This window comes from Streptomyces sp. NPDC058525, assembly GCF_042719495.1.
Taxonomy (GTDB): Bacteria; Actinomycetota; Actinomycetes; order Streptomycetales; family Streptomycetaceae; genus Streptomyces.
Window position 1 is genome coordinate 147,293 of sequence record NZ_JBHXNP010000001.1, and the last position, 15,258, is coordinate 162,550.

Sequence of the window (15,258 nt, forward strand, 5' to 3'; positions counted from 1 at the left end):
GGCGCGGAGAGGCGCGGAGACGGGAGGCCCTGTGGCCGAGCAGACGCGGAGGCTCGTTCTCGGCGGCGCCACGACCGGTGTCGTGGGCCGGTGCCGGGACTTCACCCGCAAGGCGCTGGCCGACTGGCAGTGGCCGGGCGAGGCGGAGTCCGTGGAGGACGTGCTGCTCCTGGTCTCCGAGGTGGTCACCAACGCCTGTCTGCACGGGGGCGGCCCCCGGGAGCTGGTCCTGCGGCACACCCCCGAGGGGCTGCGCGTCGAGGTCAGCGACGACAGCCCCGAGATCCCGAAGCGGCGGCCGCCCGGCGACCGCGCACTGCCCGGGGGACACGGGCTGATCGTGCTGGAACGGCTCGCGCGCGGCTGGGGCGCGGTCCCCTCGCCCGACGGGCACCCGGGCAAGACCGTCTGGCTGGAGGTCCCGGTCCCCGGGGGCCACCGGGACCTGCGGGGCTAGGCCGCCTCGGGGTCGGACCGGGCCCGGGGCGGGGCCGTCGCCACGAGCTCGTCCTCGTGCACCGGGTCGTCGGTGAGCAGCCCGGTGCGCAGCCGCTCCAGGGTGCGGGTCAGCAGGCGGGACACGTGCATCTGGGACAGGCCCAGCCGGTCGCCGATCTCGGACTGCGTCAGCTCCTGCCCGAACCGCAGGGAGAGCAGCATGCGCTCGCGCTCCGGCAGGCAGGCCAGGATCGGCTTGAGCGACTCCAGGCACTCGATCCGGTCGTACGCCGCCTCCTCCTCGCCGAGGGAGGGCCGGTCGGCGCCCGAGTCGCGCTCGCCCTCCTCCTGGGCGGGTGCGTCCAGGGAGCGCGCCGAGTACGCGGAGGCGGCCTTGCGGCCCTCCACCATCTCCTCGGGCGTCACGTGCAGCCGCTCCGCGAGCTCGGCGTCCGTGGGCTCGCGGCCCAGCGACTGCTCCAGCGCGTCGTGCGCCTTGGCCGCGTCGATCCGCAGCTCCTGGAGCCTGCGCGGCACCTTGACGGCCCAGCTGGTGTCCCGGAAGAACCGCTTGATCTCCCCGGTGATCGTCGGCATCGCGAACGAGGTGAACTCCACCCCGCGCTCCGGGTCGAACCGGTTGATGGCCTTGATCAGGCCGATCGTGCCGACCTGGACGATGTCCTCCATCGGCTCGCTGCGGCCGCGGAAGCGCCGGGCGGCGAACTTGACCAGGCTGAGGTTCAGCTCGACCAGGGTGTTGCGGACGTAGCTGAACTCGGCGCTGCCCTCCTCCAGCTCGGCCAGCCTCCGGAACAGGGCCACGGACAGGGCTCTGGCCTCGTGGGTCGCGACGTCTGTGAGTTCTGTGTGGTGCATGGCGCTGCGCTCCTCCGGCGGGCGGCCCCCGCTGGATCCGGGGGACGCGTCACCGTGGTGTCCCGAGCTCTCTCGTGCCGCCCTCAGGTGATATACCCGCCCGAATCGGTGCGTACCCCACCCGGATGTCCGTACGCGGCCGCCTACCGGATGTCCGTACGCGGCCGCCTATCAGCGATCTGTCAGCGGCTCTCAGCGCCTCTCAGCGGTCTCTCCGCGGGCTGTCAGCGCCCCCGGCCATGGTGACGCCATCACCACGCAGCGCAAGCGAAACGAGGGGACACGATGAACCGGATTCCGACCTCCGAGACCCGGCCGGCGGCCATCACCGCCACCGGGCTCCGCAAGTCCTACGGGGACAAGACCGTCCTCGACGGCATCGACCTGCACGTCCCGGCGGGCACGGTCTTCTCGCTGCTCGGCCCGAACGGCGCCGGCAAGACCACCACCGTGCAGATCCTCTCGACCCTCGTCTCCGCCGACGCCGGCCAGGTGCGCGTCGCCGGCCACGACCTGGCCGCGGCCCCCGACTCCGTACGCTCCGCCATCGGCGTCACCGGCCAGTTCTCGGCCGTCGACAAGCTGCTCACCGCCGAGGAGAACCTCCACCTGATGGCGGACCTGCGCCACCTCGGCAAGCGGGCCGGCCGGCGCCGCGCCACCGAGCTGCTGGAGGCCTTCGACCTGGCCGACGTGGCCGGGAAGGTGGCGATGACCTTCTCCGGCGGCATGCTGCGCCGCCTCGACCTGGCGATGACCCTGATGGGCGGCCCGCAGATCATCTTCCTCGACGAGCCGACCACCGGCCTCGACCCGCGCAGCCGCCGCGCGATGTGGCAGATCATCCGCGACCTCGTCGCCGGCGGGGTCACCATCTTCCTGACCACCCAGTACCTGGAGGAGGCCGACCAGCTCGCCGACCGCATCGCCGTCCTGGACGGCGGCAAGCTCGTCGCCGAGGGCACCGCGCACGAGCTGAAGCGGCTGGTACCGGGCGGGCACATCCGGCTGGAGTTCACCGACCCGGCCGGCTTCGAGCGGGCCGCCCGCACCCTCGGCGAGGTCTCCCGGGACGAGGAGACCCTCACCCTCCGCGTGCCCAGCGACGGCGGCGTGCGCTCGCTGCGCTCCCTGCTCGACCGGCTCGACGCCCAGGCGATCGAGGTCGGCGGCCTCACCGTGCACACCCCCGACCTCGACGACGTGTTCCTCGCCCTGACCGGGCAGACCATCCCGACCCAGGACAAGGAGTCCGTGCGATGACCACCACCGCCCCCCTCACCAGCCCCGCCGCCCCCGCCCCGGCCCCCGCGAAGCACCTGTTCCGCGACTGCGCCACCATGCTGCGCCGCCAGCTCAAGCACGCCCTGCGCTACCCCGGGCTCTCCATCGGCACCATCGCCGTCCCGATCGTCTTCCTGCTGCTCTTCGTCTACGTCCTGGGCCGGCCCCTCGCCGCGGGCATCGGCACGGGAACGGACTACATCAACTACCTGGCCCCCGGCATCCTCCTGATGACGGTCACCGCTGCGTCGATGACCACCGCGGTCTCCGTCTCCACCGACCTGACCGAGGGCATCGTCGCCCGCTTCCGCACCATGGCGATCTCCCGCTCCTCGATCCTCGTCGGACACGTGCTCGGCAGCATCATCCAGACCATGATCAGCGTCGGCCTCGTCATCGGGCTCGCCCTGCTGATGGGCTTCCGCCCGAACGCCGGCCTCACCGGCTGGCTCGCCGCACTCGGCCTGATCGCCCTGCTCGCCGTCGCCGTGACCTGGCTGTCCGTCGCCCTCGGCACGCTCAGCAAGTCCCCCGAAGGCGCCAGTAACATCGTCATGCCGCTGGCCTTCCTGCCCTTCATCGGCAGCGCCTTCGTCCCCACCGACTCGATGCCCGCCGTCGTCCGCGTCTTCGCCGAGCACCAGCCCTTCACCCCGGTCATCGAGACCATCCGGGCCCTGCTCATGGACACCCCGGTCGGCAGCGAGGGCATCGCGGCCGTCGCCTGGTGCACCGGGATCGCCGTGGCCGCCTGCCTCTGGGCGAACAAGCTGTTCAACCGCCAAGCGTGACCCGCGCCAGCTCCCGTACGTCCTCCATGGCCCCAGCGCTCCCGCGACGCGCCGCCTCGGCGAAGTACTCCTCGTACTTCTCCCCGAGCGCGGCGCGCGCCGCGTTCTCCACCCGGTCCGCGTCCGGGCGCGAACGGTCCGGCCCGCCCCGCACTGCCAGGGCCGCCGCCAGCAGCCGCGCCGCCTCCTCCGGCCGGCCGGCCCGCGCCGCCTGGTCCGCCACGCCGACCAGCACCTGGGCGACCGTCGGGGCGTGCAGGGAGCCGATCGCCAGCTCCAGGGCCTCGGCCCGGTGTGCGCGGGCCGCCTCCAACTCGCCGTCGGCGGAGTCCAGATGGCCGAGGGTGTCGAGCAGCAGCGCATGGAACACCTGGTGGACGGCGACCCCCCGGACCTCCTCCCGGGCCCGCGCCACCCCGGCGCGCGCCTGCGCCGGCTCCCCGTTCCAGCGCGCCAGGTCCGCCCGGCCGTGCGCGGTGGTGGCCAGCGCCTCCGGCCAGCCCGCGGCCCGGGCGTCCCGCTCGGCCCGCGCCATGGCCGCGGCGGCCGCCGCCGGATCCCCGGCCAGCCAGTGCAACTGGGCCTGCTTGACCCGCGCGTGCAGCTGGTCCTGGACGGCCCCCATCTCGCCGATCACCGCGATGGCCTCGTCGTAGTGGCCCAGCGCCGTCTCGAAGTCACCGCGCTGGGCGACCAGTTCGGCCAGCACCGTCAGCGCGAAGGAGATCCCCCAGCGCTCCCCGAGCCCCCGGAACCCGGCCAGCGCCTCCTCGATCTCCGCCTCGGCCTCGGCCGGCGGGCCGCCCGCCGAGAGCCGGGTGCGCGCGCCGCCCAGCAGCGCCTGCGCCCGCACCCACGGGTCCTCGTCGGCCAGCAGCGCCGACCAGGCGTCCAGCGGCGGGCCGCTCGCGCCGTCGGCCCGCAGCAGCCGGTCCAGCGGCTCCATGAACCGCACCACAGGGTGCCGGACGCCCGTCCGCTCCGCGAGCAGCAGTCCCCGGCGCAGCAGCTCCGCGGTCTGCCGGTCGTCACCGAGCCCGGACGTCGCGAACAGCACGGCCAGCGCGCAGGCCAGCGCCCGGTCCTCCTCGTCCCGGGCCGACTCCGCCTCCCCAGCGGGCAGCGGCAACGCCAGGGCCTGCGCGGACAGTTCGCCGCCCTCCGCCTTGCGGCCGCTGAGCCACCAGTACCACCCGGCCGCCGCGACCAGTCGTACGGCCTCCCGCGCCTCGCCCGCCGCGATCGCGCCGCGCAGCGCCGCGTTGAGGTTGTCGTGCTCCTCGCCGAGCCGCGCGAGCCACTCCAGCTGCTCGGCCCGGCGCAGGTACGGGTCCGCCGTCGACGCCAGCCGCGTGAAGTACGCGGTGTGCGCCCGCCGGATCCGCTCCTGCTCCCCGGCCTCGGCGAGCCGCTCCAGGCCGTAGGCGCGGATCGTCTCGAGCATCCGGTAGCGCCCGTCGCCCGCCGTCACCAACAGCGACTTGTCGGCGAGCGAGGCGAGCAGGTCCAGTACCCCGTACGCCTCCACCGGGCCGCCCGCGCACACCCCCTCGGCCGCGTCCACCGTGGCGCCGCCCGGGAAGGCCGCCAGCCGGCGCAGCAGCGCCCGCTCCGCCTCCGTGAGCAGCTCCCAGCTCCAGTCGACCACCGCGCGCAGGGTCTGGTGCTGGCGCGGGGCGGTCCGTGCGCCGCCGGTCAGCAGCCGGAACCGGTCGTCGAGCCGGGCGGCCAGCTGCTCGGCGCTCATCGTGCGCAGCCGGGCCGCGGCCAGCTCGATGGCGAGCGGCATCCCGTCCAGCGCCCGGCAGATCCGGATCACCGTGGAGGCCGTCTCCTCGGTCACCGCGAAGTCCGAACGGGCCGCCGCGGCACGGTCGTTCAGCAGCCGGACGGCCGCGTACGACATGGCCCGCGCGGCATCGGCGCCCTGCGGCGGCAGGGCCAGCGGGCGCACCGGCCACAGGGCCTCGCCGGTGAGGCCGAGCGGCTCGCGGCTGGTCGCCAGGACGTGCAGTCCGGGGCATTCGCCGAGGAGCCGGTCGGCCATCGCTGCGGCCGCCCCGATCAGGTGCTCGCAGTTGTCCAGGACCAGCAGGGCGCTGCGCGTGCGCAGCGCCGAGGCGAGGCGGTCCAGCGGGTCGCCCGCGGCCGGCGCGTGCTCGCGCAGGCCCAGCGCGGTCAGGACGGCCTGCGGTACGTCGGCCTCCGCGCTCAGCGGTGCCAGCTCCACGAGCCAGACGCCGTCGGGGAACCGGCCGAGCAGCGGACGGGCGCTCTGCAGGGCCAGCCGGGTCTTGCCGGCGCCGCCCGGCCCGGTGAGCGTGGTGAGCCGGAACCGGCCGATCAGGTCCTCCACCCCGGCGAGGTCCTCGTCGCGGCCCACGAAACTGGCCAGCGGGGCCCGCAGGTTGGTCGGCGGCGCGTCGGCTTCCGGTGCGGCGGGGGCGGGGGCGGGGGCCGGTATGGGTATGGGCTCGGGTGTCGGTGCGGGCACGGGCACGGGCACGGCGGGGGCGGCGGGCGGCGCGGTCAGCTCGCCGCGCAGGACGGCGGTGTGCAGCGCCGACAGCTCAGGTGACGGGTCGGCGCCGAGCTCCTCGGCGAGCACCTCGCGGGCCCTGCCGTAGGCGGCGAGCGCCTCGGCGGGCCGACCGGCCGCGACGAGGGCCCGCATCAGCGCGCCGACGAGCCCTTCCCGCAAGGGGTGTTCGGCCACCAGCGAGGTCAGCTCGCCGGTCAGTTCCCGGCCGCGCCCCACCCGCAGGTCGGCCTCGATGCGGTCCTCCAGGACCGCCATGCGCAGTTCGCCGAGCCGGGCCACGGGCGCCCGGAAGAAGTCGGAGGCGGCCACGTCGAGCAGCGCGGGCCCGCGCCACAGCCCGAGCGCCTGGCGCAGCAGCGCCGCCGCCTCGCCGGGGTCGGCGGCCAGGGCGCCGCGGCCGGCCGAGGCCAGCCGCTCGAAGCGCACCACGTCCACCTCGTCCGGATCGAGGAGGAGGCGGTAGCCGGCCGGATGCGATTCGACCTCCACGCCGGGCAGTGCCCGGCGCAGCCGGGACACCAGGGCCTGCAGGGCGTTCGAGGCGCCCATCGGCGGGTCGTTCTCCCAGATCCCGTCGATGAGCAGCTCGGAAGCCACCACCCGGCCCGGTTCCAGTGCCAGCAGGATGAGCAGGGTCCGCAACCGCGCCCCGCCGACCCCGACGCCGCCCCCGTCTTCGCCCCGTACCTCCAGGGCCCCCAGCATCGAAATGCGCATGACGTCATTCTGCGGGAGGCCTTGGGGCAGGCGGGTGTGGTGGGTGGGGAGTTACTTGTCCGAGTAGCTGAAGTCTCCGACGGTCCAGGCGCTGACGTCCTTGACCGCGATCCGGTACATGCCTCCGGTCTCGGGGATGCCCAGGGTGCCCTGGAGGATGCGTGCCACATGGAAGTGCAGGTGGGAGGGGGTCCCGGTGTCGGGCGGGGTACGGCCGGCCGGTCCGGATCCTCTGAAGACCCCGGCGAACGGGGCCAGTTGGTCGGAGTCCTGGAGGACCTCGGCGACGCGCTGGCGCCAGACGCTTTCGGGGGCGAGGCGGCCGGTGATGACGGCGCCGTGGACCACGACGGTCAGGGACATCTGATTGGTTTGCTCCGACTCGACCATGGCGGCGAGATCGATGAGCAGGTCGTCAGGGGTCGACATGGGCGGGACTCTAGCAAGCGCGGACGCCGTGGAAGCCGTGGAAGACGACAAAGCCGGGGCCCGCACCTCTCGGTGCGGGCCCCGGCCCGACTGTGTGTGTCGACGTCAGGCGGGAACGATGTTCTCGGCCTGCGGGCCCTTCTGGCCCTGCGTGACGTCGAAGGTGACCTTCTGGCCTTCCTGGAGCTCACGGAAGCCGGAGGAGGCGATGTTCGAGTAGTGCGCGAAGACGTCGGCGCCGCCGCCCTCCTGCTCGATGAAGCCGAAGCCCTTTTCCGCGTTGAACCACTTAACGGTGCCGGATGCCATCTGAATTCTCCTTTGGGGCAGTGCCCGGAATCGCACTGTGCGAAAACCGGTCGTCGCTGTGATGATTGCCCCGCCGGAAAGAACACCGGTAATAAGAAGTATTTTGGGAACCACAACTGCAACTGACATCACCGTAACACAGAAAGGTGCTGTGAGCAGGGCGACTTCCCCTTCTGGGCCAGCCTAAACGAATTTCTGCCGGGGAAATTCATATAATTAATTTCCTGGCGTGCGGCAGACCCGCCGTCCGCCGATCTAGCGGACGGCGAACCCGGCGCCCGAGGGCGCCGATCGGGCCGGCGCGAGCGGCCCGATCGGCGCGCACCGGGCGCCCCCGCCCGCCCTCCGCCTCCCCCGAACGGTGCGGATGTGGATGCGGAATGCGGCTATTCATGCCTAATTTGGCGAGGTGCGGTCAGGGCCCCCGGGCCCTGCGCGACCGCTCCCGTCTCCTTGAGGAAGGCCCCACCCATGAAGCGATTCCCGGTGATCGGCGTGCTCTGCGTCGGCGCGGCGTTCGGTCTCGCCGCGTGTTCCGACGACAGCTCGCCCTCCGAGGAGGCCACCAAGGCCGCGGCCGATGTCTGCAGCGGCCTGACCGAGCTCAGGGCGGACAACGCCAAGCTCAAGGCCCTGGACCCGGCGTCCGCGACCAAGGACCAGGTCAAGGACGCCTACGAGGCCGTACGCGAGGACTGGGACGGGGTGAAGGACAACCTCGGCAAGCTGCGGGAGGCGGAGCGCGCCGCCGTGCAGTCGGCCTCCGACGACCTCAAGAAGGCCTACGAGGACCTGCCCGGGGACACGACCGGCAAGGACGCGCTCACCAAGCTCCAGCCGCAGATCCAGAAGCTGGACGAAACCTCCGCGGCCGCCGCCACCGGCCTCCAGTGCTGACGGAACGCCGGGGCGCATGACGGCGTACCGACGAGGGAATGACGGGGTGATTCCCGCTACGCCGCCACCGGACGCCCGGCGGGCAGCAGTTCGGTGACGGCGAAGGCGACCACGGCCGCCAGGATCACCACGGGCATCATCGCGGTACTGCCGAGCACCAGGACCACCAGCACCACGCTGCTCACCGGCAGCCGCAGGGTCGCGACGGTGGCCGCCGCCATCCCGGCCGCCATCGCGGGGATGACGCCCAGGCCCGGCAGGGGCCCGAGGAGCACGCCCGCGGCGGCTCCGAGGAAGAGCGCCGGGAACACCGGGCCGCCGCGCAGGCTGCCGAGGCACAGCGCGTAGCCGGCGCCCTTGAAGGCCAGCACGGCGACCAGCGCGCCGATGCCCCAGGCCTGCGGGTCGGCGGCGAGGGTGGCGAGGGAGGCCTGGCCGGAGGAGGCCACCTCGGCGGGCGACCGCCCGGTGGCCAGCGCGTACACGGCGGCGCAGGCCGCGGCGCCCAGGGCGCACGGCACGGTCCGTACGAGGGGCCGCGCCCGCACGTACGCGGCGACCGCCCGGGCCCCGGTCCGTACGGGGTGCATCGCGACGGCCACGGCCACCGCGACGGCCAGCGCCCACAGCACGTCCGCCACGTCCAGGCGGGGGAAGGGCGCGGACAGCTTCAGGGACAGCTCCCCGGTCCCCAGCCCGGTCCAGCGCCCGAGGCCCGTGAACACCAGGGACCCGACCCCGCTCGACAGCAGGGCGGGCAGCATGACCGCGAAGAGCTGCGGCCCGCCCACACCCGCCACCTCGATCAGCAGCACCGCGGCGACCAGCGGATTGCCGAAGATCGCGGAGATGGCCGCCGCCGCTCCGGCCGCGCCCAGCAGCGCGGTGTTCTGCGGGGTCGCCGGGGCCTGCGTCAGGTCGCGGAAGAGCAGGGCGAGCCCGCCGCCCAGCGCGATGAGCGGGGCCTCCGGGCCCAGGACGGCGCCGAGCGGCAGACTGGCCGCCGCGGCGAGCAGCACCCCGGGCAGCGCGGCCGGCGAGGAGCCCCCGACCTGCATTCCGGCGGCGGGCACGTGGCCGCCGGCGCCGGGCAGGTGCGTGACGATCAGGCCGACCAGCAGGCCCGCGACGAGCAGCAGCGGGAACGGCCACCACCAGGGCGGGGCGTCATGGCCCAGCGCCCGCGGGAGATCGGCCCACATCACGTGCTCGAGCTGGTGGAGCCCGACGAGGAACCAGAAGGCGGCGAGGGACACCGGTATGCCGATGAGCGCGCAGAAGACGAGCAGCTTCGGATAGCCGGGGCTGCGCAGCAGGTGCCGCAGGACGTCCGGCTCCTGCTGCCCGGCCCCGGCCCCGGCCGCGCCGCCCGCGCCACTGCCACTGCCGCCGCCGGCGCCGGCGCCGCCCGCGTTCCCGGTCCCGCTGGAGCGCGACTCCGTCATCGGTCACTCCCTTCCGCCGTCCCCCGCCTGCGCACCCCGATCCGTACCGCCCCGAAGAGCACCTTGGCGATCACTCCCACCACGACCAGATCGGCGACCATCTGCACGGTGGTCAGCGCGCGGCTGAGCTCGCTGGTGGGCACGATGTCGCCGAACCCCACGGTGGCGAACACCGTGACGGAGAAGTAGAGCGAGTCGGTCCGGTTCAGCGGCTCCGAGAACGACTCCGGCACCTGCCCGGAGAGCAGGAAGTACGTGACGGAGAACAGCACCAGGAACAGCGGCACGGCGGTGGCCAGCGCCTCCATGGCCCGCAGCCGCGGATACTCCGCGTGGGTGATGGCCCGGACCTGCCAGGCGACCAGCCACCCGAACAGCCCCAGCCCGGCCACGAGCGTGACGACGGTGAGGGTCCCGAACCCGCGGTCCAGGGGGGCCAGGTAGAACAGCGCGGTGATCAGGACCACCCAGGTCACGGACCGGAGCGTGTGACCGGCCAGGACGCGTCGGCGGCGCTGGGCTGCGTTGCCTTCCATGGCTTCAGGAGAACGGGCCGGAGCCCATCCCGCGACCGGAGCGGACTCGGGATGCGGGGTCCGCGGATGCGGCGTATGCGGCGTATACGGTGACCGCCGTCGGCCCGCGAGCCCGTGCCGGCGCGCTGGCTGCGCACTGCGCTCAACTCTCCCCGGGAGTCCCGGTCCGGCCGCCCGGCCGGTCACCCGCCGGGCCACCTGCCCGACCGCTGACCCGGCCGCTGACCTGGCCGCTGACCCGGCCGTCCGCGGCCAGCAGCGCCAGTACGGCGAGCACCGCCAGCAGGATCAGCACCAGCAGCAGCACCGTCAGCACCGTCGGGTGGTTCCACAGCGCGAACCCGAGCGCGACCAGCAGCACCACACCCACCGTCAGCGGGCGCCGCCGGGCCTCCACCCAGACCCCGGCCCGGCCCGTGCCGACGCCGTGCGCGGCGGCCCGGCGCGCGGCCGAGTCGGCCGTCCGGTCGGCGCCGCCGCGCAGGCCGCGCGGCAGCCGGCCGCCGCCGGACAGGTAGGCGCCGAGCGCCACCACCACCCCGAGGACCAGCGCGGTCCGCAGGCTCACCCGCAGGAACCGCACCAGCGTGTCGAAGACCGCCGCCGCGGCCGCCGGGGACTGGACCTGGGCCGGCAGGTGGTCGAGGTAGTAACGGCGGGCGGGCGCCAGGCCGATGCCGACCAGGAGGCAGGCGGCGGCCGCGCACAGCGCCGTGGTCACCAGGGCCCGGCGGCGGCGCCGCGCGAGCAGGACACCGGCCGTGCCGAGGAGGACGGTGAGCACGGGCAGCCAGTTGCCGAGGGCGTCGAGCAGGCGGACCGCGCCCCTGATCTTCCCCAGCTCCTCGGACTGGAACAGCACCATCTGCCGGTCGACCTCGGGGATCCGCTCGGCCGGCGCGAGACCGGCCTTCACGAGCTCCTCCTTGACGGTCTCCACCGCGCTGCCGACGTCGAGGGTGACGGTGCCGCCGTCGATGCCGACGGCGCCCCGTCCCCGGCCGGTCAGGGCGTGCACCACGGCCGTGTGGGCGGCCCGGTTGGCCCGGGTCCACAGCGCCTCGAACCGGTCGCTCTCCACGAACCGGGTCGCCACCTTGGAAACGGCCTGGTCGGCGGCCTCGTCCAGGGCCGGGCCGAGCGCCTTGACCGCAGTGCCTACGCGCGGCGGCAGCCCCTGGGCCTCGAGCCACCGCGCCAGGTCCGCCGTGACCCGGGCGCCGTCCACCCGGACATCCGCGGCCCCGCCGATGCGGCGGACGGCGGCCTCCTCGATCGCCGGGTCCGAGGCGAGCGGGGCGACCGTGGCCACGTACCGGTCGTTGTCCAGCACGATGTCGTGCACCCAGACGGTGAGCAGGGAGACCGGTACGAGCAGGCAGGTCAGGGCGATCAGGACGGCCGAGCAGGCGCTCATCGCGGTCCGTCCGGCTCGCTGGCTCATGGCACTCCCGGGGACGCACGCCGCAAGAACCGCTTCCCGCCCATTCGACACGCGCCGCCCGCGGAGCGGCGCGTTCGGTTGGGCCCACCGTGTCGCACACGTGGTGGACGGGTGATCCCTGCGCGCGCGGCGGAGGCGTCGGCGCGCGGGCCGCCCGCCCGACCCCGAGGATGGGCGCCATCCCGTCCGCCTCCGCAGTCAGGAGCTGTTTCCCATGCTGGAGCGCAAGCTGCGCAAGGACCGCACCGAGGTCACCTTCGTCCTTCCGGCGGACACGCCGCCCGGGCCGGTGAGCGTGGTCGGCGACTTCAACGACTGGCAGCCCGGCGCGCACACCCTGAAGCCGCGCAAGGACGGGAAGCGGGCCGTCACGGTCGAGCTGCCGTCCGAGAGCGCCCACTCCTTCCGCTATCTGGCCGCCGGTGACTACTGGTTCAATGACGACAGCGCCGGCGACCGGGACGGCCCCAACAGCCGCCTGCACACGTGAGGCACCCATGACAGCGGGTACGGTCCGGCGGCTCGTCGTCCTGCGGCACGCCAAGTCCGCCTGGCCGCCGGACGTGCCCGACGCCGAGCGCCCGCTCGGCCCGCGCGGTCTGCGCGACGCCCCGGCCGCGGGCCGCTGGCTGCGCGAGGCGGACCGCGTACCCGACCGCGTCGTGTGCTCGCCCGCCCGCCGTACCCGCCGGACCTGGGACCTCGCCGCGGCCGAAGCCGGGCTCGGCGCGCCGGTGGAGTACGAGGAACGCGCCTACGGGGCGACCGCCAGGGAACTGCTGGACCTCGTACGGGAGACCCCCGCGCGGGTGCGGACGCTGCTGCTCGTCGGGCACAATCCGGGCGCCCAGGAGCTGGTCCTGCTGCTCGCGGGCGACGGGGACGCGCCCGCGCTGGAACAGGCCCGCACGAAGTTCCCGACCTCCGCCATCGCGGTGCTGGACCTGCCCGGCCCCTGGTCCACGCTCGCACCGGGCACCGCCCGGCTGACAGCCCTCGCCGTGCCCCGGGGCGTCAAGTCCTGAGGCGCTTCGGGCTGGGGACTGCGGGCTGGGGACTGCGGGCTGGGGCTTCGGGCTGGGGACTGCGGGCTGCGGGCCTCAGTCGCCGATGCGTACGAGCGCGAGCGTGATGTTGTCCGGGCCCCCGGCCTCGATGGCCGCCTTCCACAGCTCGAAGGCCGCCTTGCCGTCGTCGTGCACCCGCAGCAGGCCGTCGATGGTCTCCTCGGGCACCGGGTCGGTCAGCCCGTCGCTGCACACCAGGTAGCGGTCGCCGGTGGTCAGCGGGAAGTCCGCCACGTGCGGGGTGACCGGGGACTGCCCGCGGGTGCCGCCGAGCACCTGGGTGACGGCCGAGGTGGTGCGGTGCCCCGGCGCCGGGGGCGGGCTGTCGTCCACGCTGAGCTGGCGCAGCCCATCCGGGGTCGCCTGGAACACCTTGCTGTCACCGACGTTGAAGGACAGCAGCGACTCCTCCAGTACCAGGGCCCCGGCGACCGTGGTCCCCATGGAGGTCAGGTCCGGACGGCCTTCGGCGGCCTCGTACACCGCGCGGTTGCAGACCTCCAGCGCGCCGCGGACGGCCTCGCCGCCGTCCAGCGACGGGCCGAGCAGGGACAGCTGGCGGACGACCAGCTCGCTGGCGACCTCGCCGGCCGGCTGACCGCCGAGCCCGTCCGCGACGGCGACGACGAGCGGCCTGCCGAGCGGGAACACGAGCGTCTGGGGGCTCTCGGTCGCGGTCCCGCACAGCGTCCACGGGCCGATGACCAGGCTGTCCTCGTTGTGCTCGCGCACCAGCCCGGTATGGCTCAGGGCGGTCACGGCGATGTACGGCACCCCACCATTGTCGCGCCGCTCGGCATGCGGCGCGTGACCTGCCGGAGCAGGCTGGTCGTGGGGCCCGAGGAAAGGACTGCGGCAGATGTTCGCGAGGCTGAGCACCTACCAGGGATCACCGGTTCCCGCGGAGGGAGACCTGACCGCGCATTCGGAGGAGATCGTCCGGCAGGTCGAGGACCTTCCCGGCTTCCGGGGCGCCTACTACCTCGTCGACCGTGCCTCGGGGAAGGCCACCTCGCTGACCTTGTGGGACGACGAGCGGACCATGCGGGAGAGCGAGGAGCAGGCCGCCCGGATCCGCGAGGAGACGGCGGTGCGCGAAGGCCAGCGGATCGTCTCGGTCGAACGCTTCGAGGTCGGCTTCAGCCGGCTCCGGCCGTAGCGCGGGCCGCGCCCGTCCGCGTGCCGCGGCCGCGGCACGCGGCAGCGGCCTCCGGGCCGTTGCGACCGCTTGGCCGCGGTGCGAGCCCTGCCGCGGTGCGGGCCCCTGCCGTGGCGCGGGCCCCTGCCGTGGCGCGGGCCCCTGCCGCGGTGCCGGCCCGGCCGCGGTGCCGGCCCGGCCGTACGAACCCACGGGAGTCCCCATGACGCATCAGAAGCCCGCCCCGCCGGCCACGCCCTTCCCCCCGGACCCGGCCGGCCGGCCCCCGGACCCCGGCCGCCCCGGGCACCCCTTCCCGGCCGACCCGCAGGCGCCGCGGCCGGCCCGCGGTCCCGCCCCGGAGCCCCCGCGGCCGAGGCCCGAGGGACGCGGTCCGCGCGGTTAGGCCGTCCGGGGAGGGTGCCCGAGGTCGGCTTCGTGGACGAGGATCGCGATCTGCACCCGGTTGGTGAGGCCGAGCTTCGCCATCGCCGCGGAGACGTGTGACTTCACGGTGGGGACGCTCAGGTAGAGGGCCGCCGCGATCTCGGCGTTGGTGCGCCCTTGGGCCACGGCGAGCGCCACCTCGTGCTCGCGGGGAGCCAGGGTCCGCAGCCGCTCCCGGGCACTGGTCCGGCCGGGGTCGGGCCGGGGCGCGGGAGCAGGCGCGGTGGCCCTGGTGATGACCTGGTGGGTGACGGCCGGGGACAGTACCGGCTCGCCCGCGGCGACGCGGCGTACCGCCGTGATGATGTCCGCGGGCGGGGTGTCCTTGAGGAGGAAGCCGGCGGCGCCCGCCCGCAGCGCCGCCAGGACGTATTCGTCGGGGTTGAAGGTCGTCAGGATCACGACCTTCGGCGGCAGGGGCAGGGCGTGGAGCGCGACGGTCGCGGCCAGGCCGTCCATGACGGGCATGCGGATGTCGAGGAGGATCAGGTCGGGGGCGTGCTCGGCGGCGAGGGCGACGGCCTCGGTGCCGTCGGCGCCTTCCGCGACGACGGCGATGCCCCCGGCGCCGTCGAGGACCATCCGCAAGCCCATCCGGACGAGCGGGTCGTCGTCGACGACCAGTACGCGGATCACTGGTGCCGCTGCTGCCGCTTGTGCCACTCGTATCACTCCGACCACGGTATCCATGCCCGCAGCACCCACGCCCCGGCGCTCACCCCGTGGTGGAGTTTCGCCGCCGGCGAGGGCCGTGCGCTCGGCGAGGCCGATCAGCCCGAAGCCGCCCGCCGGTTCCCCGGACGGGCGGGCGGGGAGGGGGTTGCGGACGACGACGTCGATACCGCCGTCCCGGTCGCCGCTGACCTCGGCGCGGACGGGCTCGCCGGGGGCGTGC

The 15,258-nt window shown here is 74.5% G+C and carries 16 protein-coding genes; 7 read left to right on the forward strand and 9 right to left on the reverse strand.

The genetic code is table 11. From position 1 onward, the window contains the following. Positions 1-31: 31 nt before the first annotated feature. The gene (locus ACFWP3_RS00695; protein WP_384215231.1) at positions 32-457 is read left to right on the forward strand and encodes an ATP-binding protein; all 426 of its coding nucleotides are present in this window, start codon (positions 32-34) and stop codon (positions 455-457) included. Here the strand turns inward: ACFWP3_RS00695 and ACFWP3_RS00700 are convergent. Then, entirely contained in the window at positions 454-1,317 is an 864-nt protein-coding gene (locus ACFWP3_RS00700) for a SigB/SigF/SigG family RNA polymerase sigma factor (RefSeq protein WP_384215232.1), read from the reverse strand. The genes ACFWP3_RS00695 and ACFWP3_RS00700 overlap by 4 nt on opposite strands. Positions 1,318-1,602: 285 nt before the next feature. On the opposite strand from ACFWP3_RS00700, the gene ACFWP3_RS00705 reads away from it, so the two are divergent. Further along, positions 1,603-2,580 carry an ATP-binding cassette domain-containing protein gene (locus ACFWP3_RS00705; protein WP_384215233.1) on the forward strand — a complete coding sequence of 326 codons (978 nt, stop codon included), beginning with the start codon at positions 1,603-1,605 and terminating at the stop codon, positions 2,578-2,580. Beyond that, positions 2,577-3,392 carry an ABC transporter permease gene (locus ACFWP3_RS00710; RefSeq protein WP_384215234.1) on the forward strand — a complete coding sequence of 272 codons (816 nt, stop codon included), beginning with the start codon at positions 2,577-2,579 and terminating at the stop codon, positions 3,390-3,392. The genes ACFWP3_RS00705 and ACFWP3_RS00710 overlap by 4 nt, the downstream gene beginning before the upstream one ends. Here ACFWP3_RS00710 and ACFWP3_RS00715 read toward each other — a convergent pair. The 3 genes from ACFWP3_RS00715 to ACFWP3_RS00725 form a co-directional block, all read right to left on the reverse strand. Next, the gene (locus tag ACFWP3_RS00715; protein ID WP_384215235.1) at positions 3,376-6,651 is read right to left on the reverse strand and encodes a BTAD domain-containing putative transcriptional regulator; all 3,276 of its coding nucleotides are present in this window, start codon (positions 6,649-6,651) and stop codon (positions 3,376-3,378) included. The two genes, ACFWP3_RS00710 and ACFWP3_RS00715, sit on opposite strands and share 17 nt — an antisense overlap. Before the next feature lie 51 nt (positions 6,652-6,702). Beyond that, a complete protein-coding gene (locus tag ACFWP3_RS00720) occupies positions 6,703-7,080 on the reverse strand; it encodes a hypothetical protein (protein WP_384215236.1) in 378 nt (125 codons plus the stop codon). A gap of 105 nt (positions 7,081-7,185) precedes the next feature. Next, on the reverse strand, positions 7,186-7,389 hold the full coding sequence (locus ACFWP3_RS00725) for a cold-shock protein (RefSeq protein WP_030011983.1): 204 nt from the start codon (positions 7,387-7,389) through the stop codon (positions 7,186-7,188). Positions 7,390-7,860: 471 nt separating this feature from the next. Here ACFWP3_RS00725 and ACFWP3_RS00730 point away from each other — a divergent pair, with 471 nt between their 5' ends. Next, positions 7,861-8,286: a hypothetical protein gene (locus tag ACFWP3_RS00730; protein WP_384215237.1), complete on the forward strand. Its 426-nt coding sequence runs from the start codon at positions 7,861-7,863 to the stop codon at positions 8,284-8,286. Positions 8,287-8,342: 56 nt separating this feature from the next. Here ACFWP3_RS00730 and ACFWP3_RS00735 read toward each other — a convergent pair whose 3' ends face one another. The 3 genes from ACFWP3_RS00735 to ACFWP3_RS00745 form a co-directional block, all read right to left on the reverse strand. Then, complete coding sequence (locus ACFWP3_RS00735) at positions 8,343-9,731, reverse strand: chloride channel protein (protein ID WP_384215238.1); 1,389 nt, start codon at positions 9,729-9,731, stop codon at positions 8,343-8,345. Further along, positions 9,728-10,267, reverse strand: coding sequence for a potassium channel family protein (locus ACFWP3_RS00740; RefSeq protein WP_384215239.1), 540 nt, complete (start codon positions 10,265-10,267; stop codon positions 9,728-9,730). Before ACFWP3_RS00740 ends, ACFWP3_RS00735 begins: the two co-directional genes overlap by 4 nt. A 142-nt stretch (positions 10,268-10,409) precedes the next feature. Next, positions 10,410-11,711, reverse strand: a complete 1,302-nt coding sequence (locus tag ACFWP3_RS00745; protein WP_384215240.1) for a hypothetical protein — start codon at positions 11,709-11,711, stop codon at positions 10,410-10,412. Positions 11,712-11,925: 214 nt separating this feature from the next. Here ACFWP3_RS00745 and ACFWP3_RS00750 point away from each other — a divergent pair, with 214 nt between their 5' ends. Then, entirely contained in the window at positions 11,926-12,201 is a 276-nt protein-coding gene (locus ACFWP3_RS00750) for an isoamylase early set domain-containing protein (RefSeq protein ID WP_069920970.1), read from the forward strand. A 7-nt stretch (positions 12,202-12,208) separates the two neighbouring features. After that, on the forward strand, positions 12,209-12,736 hold the full coding sequence (locus ACFWP3_RS00755; protein ID WP_384215241.1) for a SixA phosphatase family protein: 528 nt from the start codon (positions 12,209-12,211) through the stop codon (positions 12,734-12,736). A 75-nt stretch (positions 12,737-12,811) separates the two neighbouring features. Here ACFWP3_RS00755 and ACFWP3_RS00760 read toward each other — a convergent pair whose 3' ends face one another. Then, on the reverse strand, positions 12,812-13,552 hold the full coding sequence (locus ACFWP3_RS00760) for a PP2C family protein-serine/threonine phosphatase (RefSeq protein ID WP_384215242.1): 741 nt from the start codon (positions 13,550-13,552) through the stop codon (positions 12,812-12,814). An 85-nt stretch (positions 13,553-13,637) separates the two neighbouring features. Here ACFWP3_RS00760 and ACFWP3_RS00765 point away from each other — a divergent pair, with 85 nt between their 5' ends. Further along, positions 13,638-13,937, forward strand: a complete 300-nt coding sequence (locus ACFWP3_RS00765; RefSeq protein WP_384215243.1) for a hypothetical protein — start codon at positions 13,638-13,640, stop codon at positions 13,935-13,937. 381 nt (positions 13,938-14,318) lie between these two features. On the opposite strand, the gene ACFWP3_RS00770 is transcribed toward ACFWP3_RS00765, so the two are convergent. Next, complete coding sequence (locus tag ACFWP3_RS00770) at positions 14,319-15,053, reverse strand: response regulator (protein WP_384215335.1); 735 nt, start codon at positions 15,051-15,053, stop codon at positions 14,319-14,321. Positions 15,054-15,258: the final 205 nt, after the last annotated feature.